This is a genomic window from Streptomyces marinisediminis (genome assembly GCF_026262575.1).
Taxonomy (GTDB): domain Bacteria; phylum Actinomycetota; class Actinomycetes; order Streptomycetales; family Streptomycetaceae; genus Streptomyces; species Streptomyces marinisediminis.
Genome location: NZ_JAPKFL010000005.1, coordinates 171,767 through 190,335, shown reverse-complemented (window position 1 = coordinate 190,335; position 18,569 = coordinate 171,767). Strand labels below are relative to the sequence as shown.

The window sequence follows — 18,569 nt, the reverse complement described above, 5'->3', positions numbered from 1 at the left end:
GGACACCGGACCGCCGGCGGGCGGGGCGCGCGGCCGGGCTCAGGGGGCGGCGACCGTCAGCGCGCCGCGCCGCGGGGAGGCGTAGCCCTCCAGGTCGGCCCGGGTCAGCCCGGTGGCGTCGGCCACCTCGTCGACGGCCAGGGCGCCGCAGTCCAGGCCGCGCAGCAGGTAACCGCTGAGCGCCTTGGCGGTGGCGGGCTCGTCCATGACGTCGCCCTCGGCGTGCCGGGCGTAGGCGGCCAGCCGCGCGGCGGCCGCCGCGTAGCCCTCGCGGTAGAAGGCGTAGACGGCGGCGTAGCGGGTCGGCAGGTGGCCCGGGTGCATGTCCCAGCCCTGGTAGTAGGCGCGGGCCAGGGAGCGGCGCACGAGGTCGTGGTGGAGGCGCCAGGCGCTGTGGACCTGGGCGGTGGGGCCGACGGGCAGGACGTTGGTCGAGCCGTCGGACAACCGCACGCCGGTACCGGCCGCGGCGACCTGCATGACGGCCTTGGCGTGGTCGGCGGCCGGGTGGTCCGGCGACTGGTGGGCGGCGCTGACCCCGCAGCAGGCGCTGTAGTCGAACGTGCCGTAGTGCAGGCCGGTGGCCCGGCCCTCGGCGGCCTCGATCATGCGGGCGACGGTGGCCCGCCCGTCGGGGCCGAGGATCGACTGACTGGTCTCGATCTGGAGCTCGAACCCGATGCGGCCGGGCGCGAGACCCTTGGCCCGCTCGAACTGCTCGCACAGCCGCACCATGGCCGTGACCTGCTCGGCGTAGGTGACTTTCGGCAGGGTCAGGACCAGGCCGGCGGGCAGCTCGCCGGCGTCCATGAGGTGGGTGAGGAAGATGTCCAGGGTGCGGATGCCGCGGGCGCGCACGGGGGCCTCCATGCACTTGAGCCGGATGCCCAGGAACGGCGGGACGCGGGCGGGGTCGCCGTCGGCGGACGCGCGGGCCACCAGGCGGGCGGCGCGCGCGGCGGCCGCGTCCTCCTCGGTGTCGGGGCGGTTGCCGTAGCCGTCCTCGAAGTCGATGCGCAGGTCCTCGACCGGCTCGCGGGTGAGCTTGGCGCGCACCCGGTCGTAGACCGGTCCGGCGAGCTGCGGGTCGAGGCCGAGGACGGCCGCGAGGGCGGCGGCGTCCGGCGCGTGCTCGTCCAGCAGGGCGAGCGCCTGGTCGCCCCAGGCGCGGACGGTGCCGGCGGTGACGGCGTCCCCGGGTACGTAGACGGTGTGCACGGGCTGGCGGGTGCCGGGGTCGCCCGGGTAGCGGCGCTCCAGCTCGGCGTCGACGGCGGCCAGCGCGGCCCCGATCTCCTCGGTGACGGAGTCGGACAACGTGGTGGTCACCGTGGTGACGGTCGTCTCCGGCTCGCCCTGCGTCATCGGCACTCCCTGGTTCCGCGGCCATCCGTTGATTCAACAAAACGTTGAAGTACGCTGGACGCTATGCCGCCGCGTCCCCGCACGTCAACACCGCCGCGGAAGGCGGCCCCGGCGCGGCACGACGACGGCCGGGGCCCGCACGGCGCGTTCCGTGCGGGCCCCGGCCGTCCGGCGCCGGTGGCGGCTCAGCCCTTGCGGGACTTGACCTCTTCGGTGAGCTGCGGGATGACCTCGAAGAGATCGCCGACCACGCCGTAGTCGACCAGGTCGAAGATCGGGGCCTCGGCGTCCTTGTTGACGGCCACGATGGTCTTCGAGGTCTGCATGCCCGCCCGGTGCTGGATCGCGCCGGAGATGCCGGCGGCGACGTAGAGCTGCGGCGAGACCGTCTTGCCGGTCTGGCCCACCTGGCTGGAGTGCGGGTACCAGCCGGCGTCGACGGCGGCGCGGGAGGCGCCGACGGCGGCACCGAGGGAGTCGGCCAGCGCCTCGACGACGCCGAAGTTCTCCGCGCCGCCGATGCCGCGGCCGCCGGAGACCACGATGGCGGCCTCGGTCAGCTCCGGGCGGCCGGTGGACTCCCGCTCCTTGCGGGAGACGACCTTGGTGCCGGTGGCCAGCTCGCCGAAGGAGACCGCGAGCTGTTCGACGGTCCCGCCCGCCGGGGCGGCCTCCGGGGCGGCGGAGTTGGGCTTGACGGTGATGACCGGAGTGCCCTTGGTGACGCGGGACTTGGTGGTGTAGGCGGCCGCGAAGACCGACTGCGTGGCCACCGGGCCCCCGTCACCGGACTCCAGGTCGACGGCGTCGGTGATGACGCCGGAGCCGAGCCGGACGGCGAGGCGGGCCGCGATCTCCTTGCCCTCGGCGGAGGACGGCACCAGCACGGCGGCCGGGGAGACGGACTCGCACGCCGCCTGCAGGCCGTCCACCTTCGGGACGACGAGGTAGTCGGCGAACTCGGGGGCGTCGGCGGCCAGGACCTTCACCGCGCCGTACTCGGCGAGGGTCGCGGCGGCGGTGTCGGCGCCGGGGCCGAGGTGGACGGCCACCGGGTCGCCGATGCGGCGGGCCAGGGTCAGCAGCTCCAGGGTGGGCTTGCGGACGGCACCGTCCACGTGGTCGACGTAGACAAGGACTTCAGCCATGGGAAAGCTCCTGCGGTGAATGTGCGGGCTGGTCGGCGGAGGGGGCGGCTCAGATGAACTTCTGGCCCGCGAGGAACTCGGCGAGCTGCTTGCCGCCCTCGCCCTCGTCCTTCACGACGGTTCCGGCGGTGCGGGCCGGCCGCGGGGCGGCCTCGTCGACCTTCGTCCAGGCGCCCTCCAGGCCGACCTCCTCGGCCTCGATGTCCAGGTCGTCCAGGTCCAGGCTCTCCACCGGCTTCTTCTTGGCCGCCATGATGCCCTTGAAGGAGGGGTAGCGGGCCTCGCCGGACTGGTCGGTGACCGAGACGACGGCGGGCAGCGCGGCCTCCAGGTGCTCGGTGGCGGTGTCGCCGTCCCGGCGGCCGGTGACCTTGCCGTCGGCGACCGCGACCTCGGACAGCAGCGTCACCTGGGGCACGCGCAGGCGCTCGGCGAGCAGGGCGGGCAGCACGCCCATGGTGCCGTCGGTGGAGGCCATGCCACAGACGACCAGGTCGTAGCCGGTCTCCTCGATGGCCTTGGCCAGCACCAGGGAGGTGCCCATGGCGTCGGTGCCGTGCAGGTCGTCGTCCTCCACGTGCACGCCCTTGTCCGCGCCCATGGACAGCGCCTTGCGCAGCGCGTCCGAGGCGTCCTCCGGACCGACGGTCAAGACGGTGACCTCGGCGTCGTCGGCGTTCTCGGCGATCTGCAGCGCCTGCTCCACCGCGTACTCGTCCAGCTCCGAGAGCAGGCCGTCCACGGCGTCGCGGTCGGTGGTCAGGTCCTCGGCGAAGTGCCGGTCGCCGGTGGCGTCGGGCACGTACTTCACACAGACAACGATCCTCAGGCTCACGCCGGCTCTCCTACTGCATCGTCAATGGGGGCTGCTGCCTTGTTTCAGGCAGCATAGGCGCCTGTCGGGGCGGGTTCCGGCCGGGTGGACCGGGTCCTACCAATCAGTTTATTACTCGCCAGTACATACAACGGCCCACCCGGGTATCAAGGGTGGACGACTGTGACGTTGCCAACGCTTCACGCGGTGTCAGCCGGGCGGGTCGAGACCCGGCGGGGACACCGCCTCGCCGCCCAGCGCGGTGAACCGCCCCCGGTGGTAGAGCAGCGGCCGGCCCGGGCCGTCGGCCGCGCCCGCGACGACCTCGGCGATGACCACGCGGTGGTCGCCGGCGGCCACCCGGGACAGCACCCGGCACACCAGCCAGACGGGCACGTCGGCGAGGACGGGAACGCCGTGCGGCCCGGGGCGCCAGCGCACCGGCGGCGCGAACCGGTCCGCGCCGCTGCGGGCGAAGGTCTCGGCCAGCTCGCGCTGGTGCGCGCCCAGCAGGTGCACGCCGACGTGGCCGGACCGGGCCACGGCCGGCCAACTGGAGGAGCCGGTGCCGATGCCGAACGACAGCAGCGGCGGCTCGGCGGCCACCGAGGTGAGCGAGGTGGCCGTGAAGCCCACGGGTCGGTCCGGCCCGGACCCGGCGCCGTCGGCGCGGGCCCCCTCCGGCGCCCGCGGCCGGCCAGGGTCGCCCCCGGGGTGCACGGCGGTGATCACCGCCACCCCCGCAGGGTGCCGGCGGAAGGCGGCGCGCAGCAGCTCCGGGCTTCCGGCGCGCGCCCCGGCCACGCGGACGAACGACCGCGCCGCGCTCACCTGGTGCCCTCCGACCGTCCGCGCTCACCCATAGCGTCACCCTGACGATTGGCGGCCCGCGGCGTCAAGCCCGAGCCCCTGGTCGCCGCCCCGGGCCGCGACCGGCTCGCACCGCACGGGCCCGCGCGCGTCATGGGCCGGAGCACCGCGCTCGCGTCACGACGGGAGCACCGCGCCCAGCGCCGCGATGACGTCGGCGGTGCGCGGCAGGCCCTCGGCGCGGCGGGCGACGGTGCCCGCGCCGTCGAGCACCAGCACGGTGGGCGTGGCGACGACCCCCACCCGGCGCACCAGGTCCAGGTGCAGCTCGGCGTCGACCTCCAGGTGCTCGACTCCGCCGACCATGCCCGCGACCTGCCGCAGCACGCCCCGTGTGGCCCGGCACGGCTGGCAGAACGCCGTGGAGAACTGCACGAGCGTCGCCCGCTCCCCCAGGCGCGCGGCCCCCAGCTCGGCGGCGGTCAGCCGCACCGGCTCGGCGTCCCCGGTCATCGTCCCGCCTTCCGTCGTCCTGTGTCGTCCCGTGTCGTTTCGCGCGAGGCTGCGCCCGCTCGCGCGGGTCCGCACCATCTCGCACCGCTCCGGGCCGCTCCGGGACATCTTCTCGTCTGCTGGTCGTGCGTGGGTGAGGGCTCCGGCCGACGGTCCGCGCGGACCGCTCTGGTGCCCAACACGGGTGCCCAACACGGGCCCGGCCGCGCGGCATTCCCCACCGCGCCGGCACCGCACGGACGCCTGCCCGCACCGGACGTGACGGGGATCTCCCCACCCCCGGCTGGCCCACTTAAGTTACGCCCGCGTAGGTTCGCGTCCAGGCGGGCGCACATGTCGGCCGCAGGCCGGGGCACACCTTCCGGCAGTACCACATCCCACCGAAAGGTCCCCATGGCAGAGCTGGTCTACCCACCCGTCATCCGCGCGGCGCTCACCTGGTTCAAGGCGCTGGACCTGCGCTTCGACATCGAGGGGACCGAGCACGTGCCGCGGCGGGGCGGAGTGGTGCTGGTGAGCAACCACATCAGCTACCTGGACTTCATCTTCGCCGGACGCGCCGCGCTGCCCGCGGGGCGGCTGGTGCGGTTCATGGCCAAGGAGTCGGTCTTCCGGCACAAGGTCTCCGGGCCGCTGATGCGGGCGATGAAGCACATACCGGTGGACCGCGCGGCCGGGGTGGACGCGTACCGGCACGCCGTGCAGGCGCTGCGCTCGGGGGAGGTCGTCGGCGTCTTCCCCGAGGCGACGATCTCCCCCTCCTTCACGCTGAAGGAGTTCAAGACCGGCGCGGCGCGCATGGCCCAGGAGGCCGGGGTGCCGGTGCTGCCCGTCGCGCTGTGGGGCACCCAGCGGCTGTGGACCAAGGGCCGCCGCCGGGACTTCGGGCGCAACCACTTCCCCGTCACCATCCGGGTGGGGGCGCCGCTGCACCCCGCGGCCGGGGAGGCGGTGGCCGCCCTCACCGACCGGATCCGCGAACGGGTGCAGGAGCTGCTCGACACCGCCCAGCGCGCCTACCCGGGCCGCCCCCGCGATCCCGAGGACACCTGGTGGCTCCCCGCCCACCTCGGCGGCACCGCGCCCGCCCCGGCGCCGCCGCAGACCTGAGGCCGCCGGCCCGCGGGCCAGGCCCGAGGGCCGGGGTCCGCGGGCCACGACCGAGCCCGGCACGCCACGCCCCCGCCCCGGCGTGCCGGGCTCACCACCGGGGCGGGGACGCGCGGGCTCAGGCGTGCATCTCCGCCCGAAGGGCCGCGACGAACCCGTCGACGTCCTCCTCCGAGGTGTCGAACGAGCACATCCAGCGCACGTCCCCGGTCGCCTCGTCCCAGAAGTAGAAGCGGTAGTGCTTCTGCAGCCGCTCGCTGACCTCGCGGGGCAGCCGGGCGAAGACGGCGTTCGACCGCACCGGGTAGCGGATCTCCACCCCCGGCACGGCCCCCACGCCCTCGGCGAGCCGCCGGGCCATGGTGTTGGCGTGCCGCGCGTTGCGCAGCCACAGGTCCCCGGCGAGCAGGGCCTCAAGCTGCACGGAGACGAAGCGCATCTTGGACGCGAGCTGCATCGACAGCTTGCGCAGGTGCTTCATCCCCCGGACGGCGTCGGGGTTCAGCACGACGACGGCCTCCCCGAACAGCGCCCCGTTCTTCGTCCCGCCCAGGGAGAGCAGGTCGACGCCGGGCACGTTGGTGAGCGCGCGCATCGGCACGTCCAGCGAGGCCGCGGCGTTGGCCAGCCGCGAGCCGTCCAGGTGCACCACCATGCCCCGCTCGTGCGCGTGGGCGCAGACCGCGCGGATCTCCTCGGGGGTGTAGACGGTGCCCAACTCGGTGCTCTGGGTGATGGAGACGACCTGGGGCATGGCCCGGTGCTCGTCGTCCCACCCGTACGCCTCGCGGTCGATCAGCTCGGGGGTGAGCTTGCCGTCCTCGGTGGGCACGGTGAGCAGCTTCAGGCCGCCCACCCGCTCGGGCGCCCCGCACTCGTCGACGTGGATGTGCGCGCTGTCGGCGGCGATGACCGCCCCCCAGCGGTCGGTGACCGCCTGCAGGGCGACGACGTTCGCGCCGGTGCCGTTGAACACCGGGAACGCCTCGGCGCGCCCGCCGAAGTGGCGGCGTATGACCTGCTGGAGATGGGCGGTGTAGTCGTCCCCGCCGTAGGCCGTCTGGTGACCGCCGTTGGCCAGCGCGAGGGCGGCGAGCACCTCGGGGTGGGCCCCGGCGTAGTTGTCGCTGGCGAAGCCGCGCGTCAGCGGGTCGTGGTGGCGCCGCGCGTCCGTCTTCGGCGCGGGGGCGTTGGGGGCGTTCTTCACGCCGGCTTCTTGGTGAGCCACAGGCGGTTTCCGTTCACTTCCTCGGCGGGCTGGTCCCAGGTGCCGGTGATCTCCTCCGCCAGCTCGCGGACGTCGGTGAAACCGGCGAACTTGGCCTGCGGCCGCTCCGCGCGCATCGCGTCGTGCACCAGCGCCTTGACCACCAGGATGGCAGCGGCCGCCCGCGGGCCCGCCTCCCCGCCCTGCTTGCGGAAGGAGTCGGCGAGCGCCAGCGTCCACGCCTCGGCGGCGGCCTTGGCGGCCGCGTAGGCGGCGTTGCCGGCCGTCGGCTTCCCCGCGCCGGCCGCGCTGACCAGCAGGAAGCGCCCCTTGCCGCTGCGCTGGAGCGGGCCCTCGAAGGCCAGTGAGGTGTGCTGGACGGTGCGGACCAGAAGCCGTTCGAGCGCGTCCCAGTCGCCGAGGTCGGTCTCGGCGAAGGAGGCCGAGCCGCGCCAGCCGCCGACCAGGTGCACCAGGCCGTCGATCCGGCCGAACTCCTTCTCGGTGCGCCGGGCCCACTCGCGGGTCTCCCCGAGGTCCAGCAGGTCGACGGTGTCGCCGGTGACGGTCGCACCGCCGTGGGCGAAGCGGGCCGCGTCCACGCCCTGCGCGAGCCGCTGCGGGTCGGCGTCCGCGCCGACGACGACGGCGCCCGCCTCCGCCAGCCGCAGCAGCGCCGCGTGCCCGGCCGGTCCGCCCGCCCCGGCGACGGCCACCACCGCGCCCTCCAGTGCTCCCCCGCGTCCGTTGCCGCCCGTCGCGCCGGTCATGTCGATCGCCTCCACTGTGCCCGCTGGTGCCCTGTCCGTTTCCGCCGTGGCCGCCGCGGGGGCGGCCTCCCGCGCGCTCACGCGGCCGCGGGAGCGGTGGTGGCGCTGTCCGCGGTGATGCCCTTGGTCGAGGCGATCACACCTCGCAGCTTCTTGGCGAGGGCCTCGTAGAACATGCTGAGCGGGAACTCGTCCGGGTGCACCTCGTTCACCAGCTTGCGCGGCGGCAGGCTGAGGTCGAGGGCGTCGGGCCCCTTGGCCCAGGTGGAGCCGGGGTGCGGCGCCAGGTATCCGGAGACCAGCTCGTAGGCCTTGAACCAGTGCACGAGCTTGGGGCGGTCGATGCCGGCGCGGTAGAGGGTCTCGATCTCCTCGCGCAGCCGCACGGTGACCTCGCGGGCGCGCTCCCAGTCGATGGTGAGCTGGTTGTCCGTCCAGCGCAGGGCGTCGTGCTGGTGCAGGTAGGCGAACAGGAGCTGGCCGCCCAGGCCGTCGTAGTTGCGGTTGCGCTCACCGGTGACGGGGAAGCGGAACAGCCGCTCCAGGATGACGGCGTACTGCACGTCGCGGCCCTGCGGGAAGCCGTCGGCCTCCAGCCGCACCGCCTCGTGGAAGGCGGTCAGGTCGCACCGCAGCTCCTCCAGGCCGTACATCCAGAACGGCTGGCGCTGCTTGATCATGAACGGGTCGAAGGGCAGGTCGCCGTGGCTGTGCGTGCGGTCGTGGACCATGTCCCACAGCACGAACGTCTGCTGGGCGCGCTCCTGGTCGGTGAGCAGACCCTGGGCGTCCTCGGGGAGAGCGAGGCTGGTGACGTCGCAGGCCGCCTTGACGACGCGGCGGAAGCGGGCGGCCTCCCGGTCGCAGAAGATCCCGCCCCAGCCGAACCGCTCGGGCGCCTCGCGGACCGCGATCGTCTCGGGGAAGAGCACGGCCGAGTGGGTGTCGTAGCCGCTGGTGAAGTCCTCGAAGGTGATGCCGAGGAAGAGGGGGTTGTCGTAGCGGGTGCGCTCCAGGTCGGCCAGCCAGTCCGGCCACACCATGCGCAGGACGACCGCCTCCAGGTTGCGGTCGGGGTTCCCGTTCTGGGTGTACATGGGGAACACCACGAGGTGCTGGCGGCCGTCCACGCGCTGCTCGGCGGGGCGGAAGGCGAGCAGGGAGTCCAGGAAGTCGGGCACCTCGAAGCCGCCTTCGGCCCAGCGGCGCAGGTCGGCCACCAGGGCGCGGTGGTAGTCCGCGTTGTGCGGCAGCAGCGGGGCGAGCCGCTCGACCGCGGCGACGACGCGGTCCACCTGGGCCTGGACGTCGGCCCGCGCCGGCGCGTCCTCGGACGCGAAGTCGACGGAGCCGTCCTTCGCCTGCCAGGGCCGGATGCGCTCGACGGCGTCCTTCAGCTCACGCCACGCGGGGTGCTCGACGATCGGCTCGGCGTCCGCCCCCGTCTCCACAGGAAGAACGCCGCCCTTTACGGCTGTGGGCGAAAGAGTCTCCGTCATTGCTGTCCCTCCACGGCAGAAAATCTCGTAATGCCCACGGTAGGCGCAACTCCGCCCGTACTCAAGTGCGAGCGCAGGAAGATTTCCCGTCCGACCATGCGAACCACGGGTTTTTTCTCTGTGAACCTCGGATGCGGAGGACGCGTCGACGGAAAAGCGCGGAACGCCCGCCCGGGGCCCCCTTCCCGCGCTTCACCCGTTCGGCCTCATCCTCCGGCCGTCCGGCGTTCAGCGGCCGTTGACCCGCGGTGGATACGCTGGCCGGGCGCGCGGCTGGCGGCGCCGCACCACACGACAGGAGAGCGCACGTGCCACTGCTGACCGTCGGCCACCGCGGCGTGATGGGCGTCGAGCCGGAGAACACCCTGCGGTCCTTCCGCCGCGCGGAGGCCGAGGGCCTGGACGTGATCGAACTCGACCTCCATCTCAGCAAGGACGGCGAGCTGGTGGTCATGCACGACGCCGCGGTGGACCGCACCACCGACGGCGCCGGACGGGTCGACGAACTGACGCTGGCCGAGCTGCGCGGCCTGGACGCGGGACGGGGCGAACGCGTCCCGGTCTTCGAGGAGGTCGTCGACGCGGTGCGGGCCCCGCTGCAGGCCGAGATCAAGGACGCGGCCGCGGCCCGGGTCCTCGCGGGCGTCATCCGGCGGCGCGCCCTGCACGAGCGCGTGTCCGTGATCTCCTTCCACGAGGCCGCGCTGCGCGAGACCCGGGAGCTGCTGCCGACGGTCCCCCTCGCCCTGGTCACCGGCCGTTCCACGCCCACCGCGCCCGAGCGCGCCGCGCTCCTGGGCGCCCGCACGGTCTCCTGCGAGCTGCGGCACCTGGACGCCGCGACGGTCGAACGCTGCCACGCGGCGGGCATCGCCGTGCTGAGCTGGACGGTCAACACCCCCGCCGAGCTGTCCCGCGCCCGGGCGCTGGGCGTGGACGGGGTGGTCACCGACCTCCCCGCGATCCGGCGGGCGGTCAGCCCAGCGGCTTGACCAGGAGCTCGAACGCGAGATCGGGGCGGCGCGGCAGGCCGAACCGCCGGTCGCCGTACGGGAACGGCGTCCGCTGCCCGGTGCGCCGGTAGCCCCGTCGCTCGTACCAGGCGATCAGGTCCGCGCGCTGGGTGATGACCGTCATCTGCATCTCCCGGGCGCCCCATCGCTCGACCGCCGTGCGCTCCGCCTCGGCGAGCACCTGACGGCCCACGCCACCGCCCTGGAGCCCCGGGCGCACCGCGAACATGCCGAAGTACGCCACGACGCCGGCCGGCCCCGGCCTGCGTTCGAGCTGGCAGCAGGCGACGAGTTCACCGGCGCGTTCCGCGGCGAGCACCCTGCTGTCCGCGCCGGTGATCACCGCGCGGACGCCCGCCGCGTCGGTGCGCTGCCCGTCCAGCAGGTCCGCTTCGGTGGTCCAGCCCGCCCGGCTGGCCTCCCCCCGGTACGCGGACTCCACCAGGGCGACGAGCGCCTCGACGTCGGCCTCTGCGGCCTCCCGGAAGGTCAGGGGTGGGCTGGCTACGGCGTCCATGGCCCGAGCCTATCCGGCACGGACCCGGAGGCGGGCGGCGACCGCCCCCGAACGCGGACCCGGAGCCACGGGACGCGCGGGCACCGGGCGAGCGACCCGGGGCTGGAGCGCCCGCCCCGGGCGCCGGGGCGGGCGGCGGGCAGGTCGGGGACAGCGGGCCGCCGACCCGGGCGCCGGGCAGCCGATCCGGGCGCCGGACGGTCGGACGGTCGGACACGGACTCCGGGCAGCCGGACGCGGGCGCCGGACGGCCGGAGGGTCGGACGCGGGCTCCGGGCCGTCGGCCGGACGGCAGGCGGCCGTGCGCGGGCCGGGCCGCGGGCGCGGATGCCGCGGGCCGCCTCCGCGTCCGCCCGCGCGAAGTCGCCCCCGGGGCCACGGGCACGGCCCACGGGCGCGGGCGCCGCGGTGGCCGGGCGGGCGCGCACCGGGTCGGGCCTACAGTCGTGGCATGGTGCACGTACTGAGCAGCAGGGTGTTGTTGCGGCCGACGGACCCCGAGGAGGCGCGCGACTTCTACGGGCGCCGGCTCGGGCTCGCCGTCCACCGGGAGTTCGGCACGGGGCCCGAGCGCGGCACGGTGTACTTCCTGGGCGGCGGCTTCCTTGAGGTGTCGGGTCGCGGCGAGCGCCCGTGCGCCCCGGGGCTGCGGCTGTGGCTCCAGGTCGCCGACGCCGAAGCGGCCCACGCGGAGCTGCGGGAGCGCGGGGTGGAGGTGCTGCGGCCGCCGGTGCGGGAGCCGTGGGGCCTGGTCGAGATGTGGGTGGCGGCACCGGACGAGGTGCGGCTGTGCGTCGTCCAGGTGCCGGACGACCACCCCCTGCGCTACCGCCCGGGCCTCTGAGCGCCCCCCGCCCGCTCCGGTGCGCTCCCGTGCACCTCCCGTGAACGCGGCCCGGGCCGGGCAGCCTCCCCGGGTCCGGGGTGGGGAGGTGGGCCATGCACGGCCCGGCGGGGCTCGGCTGGCTGCTCGTCGCGGTGTGCGCGCTGGCCGGCGCAGTGTGCCTGGCGCGGGCCCGGCGCGTCCGCGGCCGGGCCCGCGAGGCCGCGGCCGCCGAGACGGCCATGGCCGCGGCGATGGCCCTCATGGCGCTGCCCGGCGGGCGGCTGCCGCCCGCCGGCTTCGCCGTGCTCTTCGCCGCCCTGACCGCCTGGACGCTCACGCTGCTGGCCCGCCGGGCCCCGCACCAGCTCCACCACGTGGCGGAGGCGGCGGCCATGGGATACGCGGCGACCCTGATGGCGGCCGGCGGCCACCACGGCGGACCGAGCGCGGTCACGGGGCTGCTGGCCCTGTACTTCGCGGGCCACGCGCTCCACGCCGGTGCGCGGTTGCTGCCGGCGGCGGCGGTGGCCCCCTCGGGCGGCCCGCCGGGCGCACCGCCCTGGCCCCTGCTCCCGGGCGTCGCGCACGCCTGCCGCCTGGCCCTGTCGCTGGCCATGTGCCCGATGCTCCTGCTGTGACCGGGCGGACACCGGCGGAGGGCACCCGGGCGACGCGGCGGCTCCGCGGCCGTGAGGCACGTCACTTCACCCTGGGCCACGCGCCGCAGGTACCCGGGCGGTCCTAGGCTGGGGAGCATGACGGTCGCGCTGGCGCTCCTGTTCCTCGGTGCGGTGACGGCGGCACTGGCGCCGCGCGTCCTGGCCCGCAGTCCCTGGGCCGATCGCGAACCGGTGCTCGCCCTGTGGGTGTGGCAGTGCGTCGTGGTGGCGGTGCTGCTGTGCTGCGTGCTGGCGATGGCGCTGTTCGCGGCGGAGGCGTGGCAGGCCGTCAGGGGCCAGGTCTTCGCCCCCGCGCCGCGTCAGGTCGTCGAGGCCTACGCCCTGACCGGCGACGGTCACCCGTGGGCCGCCGTGCTGGCGTTCGCGCTGTTCGCGGGCGGCGCGTGGAGCGCGGCCATGCTGACCCGCGAGGTGCTCGGCGCCCGCTCCCGGCGTCGCGCGCGCCGGCGCGAGCTGCGCACCCGTGCGCCGCTGCTGCCCGGCGAGGAGGAGTCGACGTCGCGGCGGCTGACCGTGCTGGAGGGCGAGCGACCCGGCGCCTGGTGGCTGCCCGGCTCCGCGCCGCGCCTGGTGATCACCACCGGCGCGCTCCACCGCCTCAAGGGACGCCAACTGGACGCCGTGCTCGCCCACGAGGAGGGCCACGTGCGGGCGCGGCACGACTGGCTGCTGCACTCCTCGGCCGCGCTGGCCACGGCGTTCCCCCGGGTGCCGGTGTTCCGGGCGTTCCGGCAGCAGATGCACCGGCTGGTGGAACTGGCCGCCGACGACGTGGCCTCCCGCCGCTTCGGCCGACTCACCACCGCCCTGGCCCTGGTGGGGCTGAACGAGGACCGGGGCGTCTTCGGCCCGTGCCCCTCCCCCGGGTCCGCGCACGGCGACCACCTGCCCCAGCGCGTGAACCGGCTGCTGAGCCCGGCCGACCGGCTCTCGGTGGGGAACCGGCTGCGGGTGACGGCCCTGGCCTCGCTCGTCCCCGTCGTCCCGCTGCTGGTGACCTTCGCGCCGGGCCTGCGGGCGCTGGGCTGAGCGGCCGCCCGGGGGCGCGCGGGGCCTGACGGCAGGCGAAACGCCGTTTCGTGGAGCCGGAAGCGGCCCCACGAAACGGACTAAAAAGGAGAAACCGGTCTCGGACGATCCCCCGCGTCGCCCGAGACCGGCCGTCGGAAACCGCACGCAGGGAGCGGCTCCGGCACCTGGCTGAGTATATTGGCTGGGAGCCAGTCAACGCAGGAGTTACAGCATGTCCCCTCGGAGCGCATCGGTCAACGAGGAATTGCGCCGGCGCTCGCGCGAACGCATTCTCCAGGCGACGATCGAGCTGGTGGAGGAGCGCGGGTTCGAGGCGACGACGCTGGCGGACATCGCTCGCCGCGCGGGCGCGGCGCGCGGGCTGATCTCCTACTACTTCCCCGGCAAGCGCCAGCTCCTGCAGTCCGCCGTGCACCGGCTGATGCACCGGACGCTCCAGGCCGCGCTCGAGCGCGAGCCGGCGCCCAGCGGGCCGGACGCGGGGCGGGAGACGCTGGCGCGGGCGATCGACGCCGTCATCGGGCTGGCCCGGTCACATCCCACGCTGATGCGCACGCACATGGCGGGCATACTCCAGCAGGAGGGGTTCGTCCAGTGCGCGGAGCAGCAGCGGCTGGCCGCCCTGCTGCGGGGCGCGATGGAGGCCTACGGCTCCGCCGACCCGGACACCGACTACCCGCTGCTGCGCGCGCTGATGATGGGCGCCGTCGTCGCGGTCCTGCTGCCGGGCGCGCCCATGCCGCTGCCCCGGCTGCGCGCCGAGCTGTTCGCCCGGTACGGGCTGGACTGGCGGCAGGGGGCCCCGCCGGGCGAGGAACCGCCCGACGGGGCCGTCGTACCACGGGCGCCGCGCGGCGCGTCCCGGGGTGCGGTCAGCGGTAGCGGGGCTGAGTCTGGACGTTGAGCTCCGCCAGGCGCAGCGACTCGGCGCTGTCGGTGCGGCGGTCGTCGATCCGCAGCACGTCCATGCCGTTCTGGTCGTTGGAGTAGATGTGTCCGTTGTAGTAGTACGCGGACCACGTGCCGCCGAAGCTCAGGCGCTCGGTGGACTCCGGACCGCGTTCGAAGTAGCCGATCTCCCGGGGCCGGTGGGAGTTGGTGAAGTCCCACACCGACACGCCGCCCTGGTACCACGACTGCACCATGATGTCGCGGCCGCCGCGCACCGGGATCAGCGAGCCGTTGTGGGCGACGCAGTTCTCGGTGTCGGCCTGGTGCCGGGGGATCTTGTAGTAGGAGCGGAAGTCCAGGCGGGACTTCTCGCCCTTGCCCTTGACGTGGTAGATGCCGTTGGCACCCTTGTCGCCACCGGTGCGCGCGTTGCAGGTGGCGGCTCCGCCGCCGCCCAGCTCGTCGGTGAAGACCACCTTCCGGCCGTCCTTGCTGAAGGTGGCCGAGTGCCAGAAGGCGAAGTTCTCCCGGTCCTGGACCCGGTCGATGACCCGGGGCTGGGCGGGGTCGGTGATGTCCATCAGGATGCCGTCGCCCATGCAGGCGCCCGCCGCGACGCCCTGCGCCGGGAAGGCGGTGATGTCGTGGCAGCCGCTGGTGGGCGTGTTCTGCGGACGGCCCTCCTCACCGGGGTAGCCGCCGTCGGGGAAGAGCCCCGCGAAGGTCGTCAGCTCGGCCTGCTCGGGGGCCTGCCGGGGCACCTTCACCACCGAGATGCCGTCGTGCGGCGGCTGGCAGTCGGGGAACGCCTCGCTGGGGAAGTAGGAGGAGACGTAGACGTAGACGTCCTGGCGGTCGGGCACGAGGGTGTGCGTGTGCGAGCCGCAGGGCGTCTCGACGGCCGAGACGTACCGGGGGTTGCGCTTGTCGCTGATGTCGAAGACGCGGACGCCCTCCCAGGAGTCCTTCTCGCTGGCGGGCTGCGAGACGCTGGAGCAGGAGTCGTCGCTGCGTGAGGAGTCGACGGACAGGAAGAGCAGGTCCCCCGAGACGGACACGTCGTTCTGCGCCCCCGGGCACAGCACCTGGCTGACGATCCGGGGCTGCTCCGGGCGGCTGATGTCGTAGACGACGAAGCCGTCGTAGTTGCCCGCGAAGGCGTAGTCCCCCTGGAAGGCCAGGTCCGAGTTGGTGCCCTTGAGCGCCGACTTCGGCATGTTCGCCAGGTGGGTGATGTTGTCGCTGTGGGCGGTCTCGCCCGGGGCGGGCACCTCGCCCCGCTCGACGGCCTCCTCGACGGCTTCCTGCTGGACGGCGGAGTACTCCTGGGGCGGCACCGGGTCCTCGGGGCCGGGCACGGCGGCGGCCGGATGGGCGGTCAGCAGCGCGGCGAGCATGCCGAACGCCGCCGCGGCCACGCCGATGCGTCTGCGCCGCACGGGGGGTGAGTGCAACGACTTCACGTAACGCCTCCTTCAGCCCCCCGGTCCGGGAGGCACGCGGTAAGGACTTCCGTGCAGTATGGACCTTGCATGCACACCTCAACCAGAGGACATTCAGACCGGTGTTCGCGCACTACTCCTCGCACACCCGGCCGCACGGCCCGTCCGATCCCGAGCCACATCCCGCCCAGGAGGCACAGGTGAACCACCGTCAGGCACCACGCTGGGGCGTCGCGTTCGGCGCCGCGTCCTGCCTCGTCCTCGCCCTCACCGGCTGCACCGGGCAGGCCGGCGAACGGGAGGCGGACGCGGGCCCCGCGGTCATCGCCCCCGGCGCGCCCGGCGAGCGGGCCGAGACGGTCGCGCCGGCGGAGGCCGAGCGGGTCAGCCGCGAGCAGAGCCGGCCCAACGCCGCCGACGTCGCGTTCCTGACGATGATGATCGAGCACCACCAGCAGGCCCTGGAGATGTCCGACCTCGCGGAGCAGCGGGCGGGCAGCGACGCCGTGCGCCGGATGGCCGAGCGCATCCGACTGGCCCAGGACCCGGAGATCACCCTCATGCGCTCGTGGCTGGCGGAACACGACGGGGCGCAGGGGGCGGACGGCGCGGACGGTGGCCATGAAGAGCACGAGGGCCACGAGGGCCATGCGCCCGACCCGCGTCCCGAGCACGGCCGGGGTGGCCACGCGCACGACCACGAGGACCAGCACGACCACGAGGCCATGCCCGGCATGGCCTCACCCGCCCAGATGGCCGAGTTGCGCGACGCCGAGGGCGCCGCGTTCGACGCGCTCTTCCTCACGCTGATGATCGCGCACCACGACGGCGGGGTGGCCATGGCCACCGACGTGCTCACCGAGGGCAACGCCGTGCGCGTGGAGGAACTCGCCACCGAGATGGCCGCACAGCAGTCCGCGGAGATCGAGCGCATGCGCGCGCTCCAGGACTGACGGCGCCGCCCTTCGCGGTGTGCCGGGGTACTCCCCTCGCGGGCCGCGCGGTGCCATCCTGGAGGCACCCGGCGGAAGGGAGACCCGCGGCCGTGAGTGCTCTCAGGCGTGTCGCCGTCGTCGGCTCGGGCCCGAGCGGGGTCTACACCGTCCAGGCACTGCTGGAACGGGACCGCTCGGGCGCCCTCGCCGTCGACGTGCTGGACCGGCTGCCGTGCCCGTACGGCCTGGTGCGCTACGGGGTGGCGCCGGACCACGAGAAGATCAAGTCGCTTCAGCACACCCTGCGCGGCGTCCTGGAGGACCCCAGGGTGCGCTTCGTCGGCAACGTGCCGGTGGGCGCGGGCGGGATCGCCCCCGAGGAGCTGCGCGGGCTGTACCAGGCGGTCGTGTACTGCGTCGGCGCGGCGGCCGACCGCCGGCTCGGCATCCCGGGCGAGGACCTGGCGGGAAGCGTCTCGGCCACGGAGTTCGTCTCCTGGTACAGCGGCCACCCCGACGCGGGCGGCGGCTTCCCGCTGGACGCCGGGTCCGCGGTGGTGCTCGGCGTGGGCAACGTCGCCGTGGACGTGGCGCGCATCCTGGTGCGCGGCGCCGCCGAGCTGCGCGGCACGGACATGCCGCAGGCGCCGCTGGACGCGCTGGCCCGCACCGCCGCACGGCGGGTGCACGTGGTGGGGCGGCGGGGCCCGTCCCAGGCCAAGTTCACCACCAAGGAGCTGCGCGAGCTGGGCACGCTGCCCGGCGTGGACACCGTGGTGCGCGAGGCGGAGCTGCTGCGCGACCCCCGCTACGCCGACCCGGCCGGGCTCCCCGCGCCCGTCCGCCGGAACCTGGCCGTGCTCGGTGACTGGGCGCGCCGCCCGGACACCGGTGCCGCGCGCCGCGTCGACCTGCGCTTCTTCCTGCGCCCGGTCGCCGTGCTGGGCACGGCGGCGGGCGCGGTGCGGGCGGTGCGCTTCGAGCGGACGGCGCCGGACGGGGAAGGCGGGGTGCGCGGCACGGGGCGGTTCCACGAGATCGAGGCCCGGTGGGTCCTGCGGTCGGTCGGCTACCGGGGCGTGCCGCTGCCGGGACTGCCGTTCGACGCCGCCACCGGCACCGTCCCGCACGAGCGCGGCCGCGTCCTGCGCGACGGCGTGCCCGCACCGGGCGAGTACGTGGCCGGGTGGATCAAGCGCGGCCCCACCGGGGTCATCGGCAGCAACCGGCCGTGCGCCAAGGAGACGGTGGCCTCACTCCTGGCGGACGCCGACGCGCTCGCCGCACGCCCGGTGCCCGAGGCGGACCCGCTGCCGCGGCTGGGCGGCGAGGGCCGGACGCCGGTGCCCTGGAGCGGCTGGCTGGGCATCGAGGCGGCCGAGGCCGAGCTGGGACGCACTCTGGCGCGGACCACGGTGAAGATCTCCGACTGGCCGGGCCTGCTGCGCGCCGCGCGGGCCCCCGGCCGCAGTTGACGGCCGGCGCCGGCCGGCCGGGCGCCGCCGGGCCGAGCGTCGCTCAGGACCGCCCGGCCGCGCCGCCGCCCGAGTCGCCCGGGTCGCCGGCGGCGCCCGAGTCGTCGGCCCCGGTGGTGTGCCCGGCGGCCGCGTCCTGGCGGGCGGCCGCGCTGAGCACGCTGGCCAGCAGGCCGGGGAAGCGCGCGTCCAGGTCCGCGCGGCGCAGCGCGTTCAGCTTCGCCGTCCCCCGGTAGGTCTGGCTGATGACCCCGCTCTCGCGCAGCACCCGGAAGTGATGGGTGCTCGTGGACTTGCTCACGGGCAGTTCGAGCGCCGAGCAGCTCTGTTCGGCCGGGCAGGCGGCCAGCCGCCGCACGACCGCGAGGCGCATCGGGTCGGCGAGTGCGTGCAGCACCTGCTCCAGGGTGAGGTCGGCGCGGGCCGGATGCGCCAGCTCCCGGCCGGGCGCCGCGTTCGTGGTCGAGGTCGTGGTCGAGGTCGAGGTCGAGGTCGAGGGCAGCGTCGTCACGCCTCCCATAC

General features: G+C 74.9%; 19 protein-coding genes. 8 read left to right on the top strand and 11 right to left on the bottom strand.

Going from position 1 to position 18,569, the window contains the following annotated elements:
* Positions 1 to 39 precede the first annotated feature (39 nt).
* The 5 genes from OSB71_RS06235 to OSB71_RS06215 form a co-directional block, all read right to left on the bottom strand.
* On the bottom strand, positions 40 to 1,365 hold the full coding sequence (locus OSB71_RS06235; RefSeq protein ID WP_265945084.1) for a DUF6986 family protein: 1,326 nt from the start codon (positions 1,363 to 1,365) through the stop codon (positions 40 to 42).
* A 185-nt stretch (positions 1,366 to 1,550) separates the two neighbouring features.
* Positions 1,551 to 2,513, bottom strand: coding sequence for an electron transfer flavoprotein subunit alpha/FixB family protein (locus OSB71_RS06230; protein ID WP_265945082.1), 963 nt, complete (start codon positions 2,511 to 2,513; stop codon positions 1,551 to 1,553).
* A gap of 49 nt (positions 2,514 to 2,562) precedes the next feature.
* The gene (locus OSB71_RS06225; RefSeq protein WP_265945080.1) at positions 2,563 to 3,348 is read right to left on the bottom strand and encodes an electron transfer flavoprotein subunit beta/FixA family protein; all 786 of its coding nucleotides are present in this window, start codon (positions 3,346 to 3,348) and stop codon (positions 2,563 to 2,565) included.
* A gap of 189 nt (positions 3,349 to 3,537) precedes the next feature.
* Positions 3,538 to 4,158: a flavin reductase family protein gene (locus OSB71_RS06220; protein ID WP_265945078.1), complete on the bottom strand. Its 621-nt coding sequence runs from the start codon at positions 4,156 to 4,158 to the stop codon at positions 3,538 to 3,540.
* Positions 4,159 to 4,314: 156 nt separating this feature from the next.
* Positions 4,315 to 4,650 carry a thioredoxin family protein gene (locus OSB71_RS06215; protein ID WP_265945076.1) on the bottom strand — a complete coding sequence of 112 codons (336 nt, stop codon included), beginning with the start codon at positions 4,648 to 4,650 and terminating at the stop codon, positions 4,315 to 4,317.
* A gap of 393 nt (positions 4,651 to 5,043) precedes the next feature.
* Between OSB71_RS06215 and OSB71_RS06210 the strand changes: the two genes are divergently transcribed.
* Positions 5,044 to 5,760, top strand: coding sequence for a lysophospholipid acyltransferase family protein (locus tag OSB71_RS06210; RefSeq protein WP_265945074.1), 717 nt, complete (start codon positions 5,044 to 5,046; stop codon positions 5,758 to 5,760).
* 118 nt (positions 5,761 to 5,878) lie between these two features.
* Here the strand turns inward: OSB71_RS06210 and OSB71_RS06205 are convergent, their stop codons facing one another.
* The 3 genes from OSB71_RS06205 to OSB71_RS06195 all read right to left on the bottom strand — a co-directional run bounded on the left by OSB71_RS06205 (position 5,879) and on the right by OSB71_RS06195 (position 9,236).
* Complete coding sequence (locus OSB71_RS06205) at positions 5,879 to 6,967, bottom strand: threonine aldolase family protein (RefSeq protein WP_265945072.1); 1,089 nt, start codon at positions 6,965 to 6,967, stop codon at positions 5,879 to 5,881.
* A complete protein-coding gene (locus tag OSB71_RS06200; protein WP_265945071.1) occupies positions 6,964 to 7,737 on the bottom strand; it encodes an SDR family NAD(P)-dependent oxidoreductase in 774 nt (257 codons plus the stop codon). The genes OSB71_RS06205 and OSB71_RS06200 overlap by 4 nt, the downstream gene beginning before the upstream one ends.
* Before the next feature lie 77 nt (positions 7,738 to 7,814).
* Positions 7,815 to 9,236, bottom strand: coding sequence for a DUF6421 family protein (locus OSB71_RS06195; RefSeq protein ID WP_265945068.1), 1,422 nt, complete (start codon positions 9,234 to 9,236; stop codon positions 7,815 to 7,817).
* Positions 9,237 to 9,544: 308 nt separating this feature from the next.
* Here OSB71_RS06195 and OSB71_RS06190 point away from each other — a divergent pair, with 308 nt between their 5' ends.
* A complete protein-coding gene (locus tag OSB71_RS06190; protein ID WP_265945066.1) occupies positions 9,545 to 10,228 on the top strand; it encodes a glycerophosphodiester phosphodiesterase in 684 nt (227 codons plus the stop codon).
* On the opposite strand, the gene OSB71_RS06185 is transcribed toward OSB71_RS06190, so the two are convergent.
* Entirely contained in the window at positions 10,212 to 10,766 is a 555-nt protein-coding gene (locus OSB71_RS06185) for a GNAT family N-acetyltransferase (RefSeq protein ID WP_265945064.1), read from the bottom strand. The two genes, OSB71_RS06190 and OSB71_RS06185, sit on opposite strands and share 17 nt — an antisense overlap.
* A 451-nt stretch (positions 10,767 to 11,217) precedes the next feature.
* Here OSB71_RS06185 and OSB71_RS06180 point away from each other — a divergent pair, with 451 nt between their 5' ends.
* The 4 genes from OSB71_RS06180 to OSB71_RS06165 all read left to right on the top strand — a co-directional run bounded on the left by OSB71_RS06180 (position 11,218) and on the right by OSB71_RS06165 (position 14,208).
* Positions 11,218 to 11,610: a VOC family protein gene (locus OSB71_RS06180; protein WP_265945062.1), complete on the top strand. Its 393-nt coding sequence runs from the start codon at positions 11,218 to 11,220 to the stop codon at positions 11,608 to 11,610.
* 95 nt (positions 11,611 to 11,705) lie between these two features.
* Positions 11,706 to 12,230, top strand: a complete 525-nt coding sequence (locus OSB71_RS06175) for a DUF5134 domain-containing protein (RefSeq protein ID WP_265945060.1) — start codon at positions 11,706 to 11,708, stop codon at positions 12,228 to 12,230.
* Positions 12,231 to 12,347: 117 nt separating this feature from the next.
* Positions 12,348 to 13,301, top strand: a complete 954-nt coding sequence (locus OSB71_RS06170) for a M56 family metallopeptidase (RefSeq protein WP_265945058.1) — start codon at positions 12,348 to 12,350, stop codon at positions 13,299 to 13,301.
* Between the two features lie 214 nt (positions 13,302 to 13,515).
* Entirely contained in the window at positions 13,516 to 14,208 is a 693-nt protein-coding gene (locus OSB71_RS06165) for a TetR/AcrR family transcriptional regulator (protein ID WP_265945056.1), read from the top strand.
* Here OSB71_RS06165 and OSB71_RS06160 read toward each other — a convergent pair.
* Positions 14,177 to 15,658 (bottom strand): LVIVD repeat-containing protein, encoded by a 1,482-nt coding sequence (locus OSB71_RS06160; protein ID WP_416237201.1) that lies wholly within the window; start codon positions 15,656 to 15,658, stop codon positions 14,177 to 14,179. The two genes, OSB71_RS06165 and OSB71_RS06160, sit on opposite strands and share 32 nt — an antisense overlap.
* Positions 15,659 to 15,837: 179 nt before the next feature.
* On the opposite strand from OSB71_RS06160, the gene OSB71_RS06155 reads away from it, so the two are divergent.
* Together OSB71_RS06155 and OSB71_RS06150 are read left to right on the top strand one after the other, a co-directional pair.
* Entirely contained in the window at positions 15,838 to 16,590 is a 753-nt protein-coding gene (locus OSB71_RS06155) for a DUF305 domain-containing protein (RefSeq protein WP_265945054.1), read from the top strand.
* A gap of 92 nt (positions 16,591 to 16,682) precedes the next feature.
* Positions 16,683 to 18,047 (top strand): ferredoxin--NADP reductase domain-containing protein, encoded by a 1,365-nt coding sequence (locus OSB71_RS06150; RefSeq protein WP_265945052.1) that lies wholly within the window; start codon positions 16,683 to 16,685, stop codon positions 18,045 to 18,047.
* 43 nt (positions 18,048 to 18,090) lie between these two features.
* On the opposite strand, the gene OSB71_RS06145 is transcribed toward OSB71_RS06150, so the two are convergent.
* Entirely contained in the window at positions 18,091 to 18,567 is a 477-nt protein-coding gene (locus OSB71_RS06145; protein WP_265945050.1) for an ArsR/SmtB family transcription factor, read from the bottom strand.
* Positions 18,568 to 18,569: the final 2 nt, after the last annotated feature.

Bases quoted from the DNA above. Each gene is read 5' to 3' on its own strand.
- OSB71_RS06175 (WP_265945060.1), top strand. From the start codon at position 11,706: ATGCACGGCCCGGCGGGGCTCGGCTGGCTGCTCGTCGCGGTGTGCGCG.
- OSB71_RS06235 (WP_265945084.1), bottom strand. From the start codon at position 1,365: ATGACGCAGGGCGAGCCGGAGACGACCGTCACCACGGTGACCACCACG.
- OSB71_RS06230 (WP_265945082.1), bottom strand. From the start codon at position 2,513: ATGGCTGAAGTCCTTGTCTACGTCGACCACGTGGACGGTGCCGTCCGC.
- OSB71_RS06200 (WP_265945071.1), bottom strand. From the start codon at position 7,737: ATGACCGGCGCGACGGGCGGCAACGGACGCGGGGGAGCACTGGAGGGC.
- OSB71_RS06185 (WP_265945064.1), bottom strand. From the start codon at position 10,766: ATGGACGCCGTAGCCAGCCCACCCCTGACCTTCCGGGAGGCCGCAGAG.
- OSB71_RS06210 (WP_265945074.1), top strand. From the start codon at position 5,044: ATGGCAGAGCTGGTCTACCCACCCGTCATCCGCGCGGCGCTCACCTGG.
- OSB71_RS06195 (WP_265945068.1), bottom strand. From the start codon at position 9,236: ATGACGGAGACTCTTTCGCCCACAGCCGTAAAGGGCGGCGTTCTTCCT.
- OSB71_RS06170 (WP_265945058.1), top strand. From the start codon at position 12,348: ATGACGGTCGCGCTGGCGCTCCTGTTCCTCGGTGCGGTGACGGCGGCA.
- OSB71_RS06180 (WP_265945062.1), top strand. From the start codon at position 11,218: ATGGTGCACGTACTGAGCAGCAGGGTGTTGTTGCGGCCGACGGACCCC.
- OSB71_RS06145 (WP_265945050.1), bottom strand. From the start codon at position 18,567: ATGGGAGGCGTGACGACGCTGCCCTCGACCTCGACCTCGACCTCGACC.
- OSB71_RS06165 (WP_265945056.1), top strand. From the start codon at position 13,516: ATGTCCCCTCGGAGCGCATCGGTCAACGAGGAATTGCGCCGGCGCTCG.
- OSB71_RS06215 (WP_265945076.1), bottom strand. From the start codon at position 4,650: ATGACCGGGGACGCCGAGCCGGTGCGGCTGACCGCCGCCGAGCTGGGG.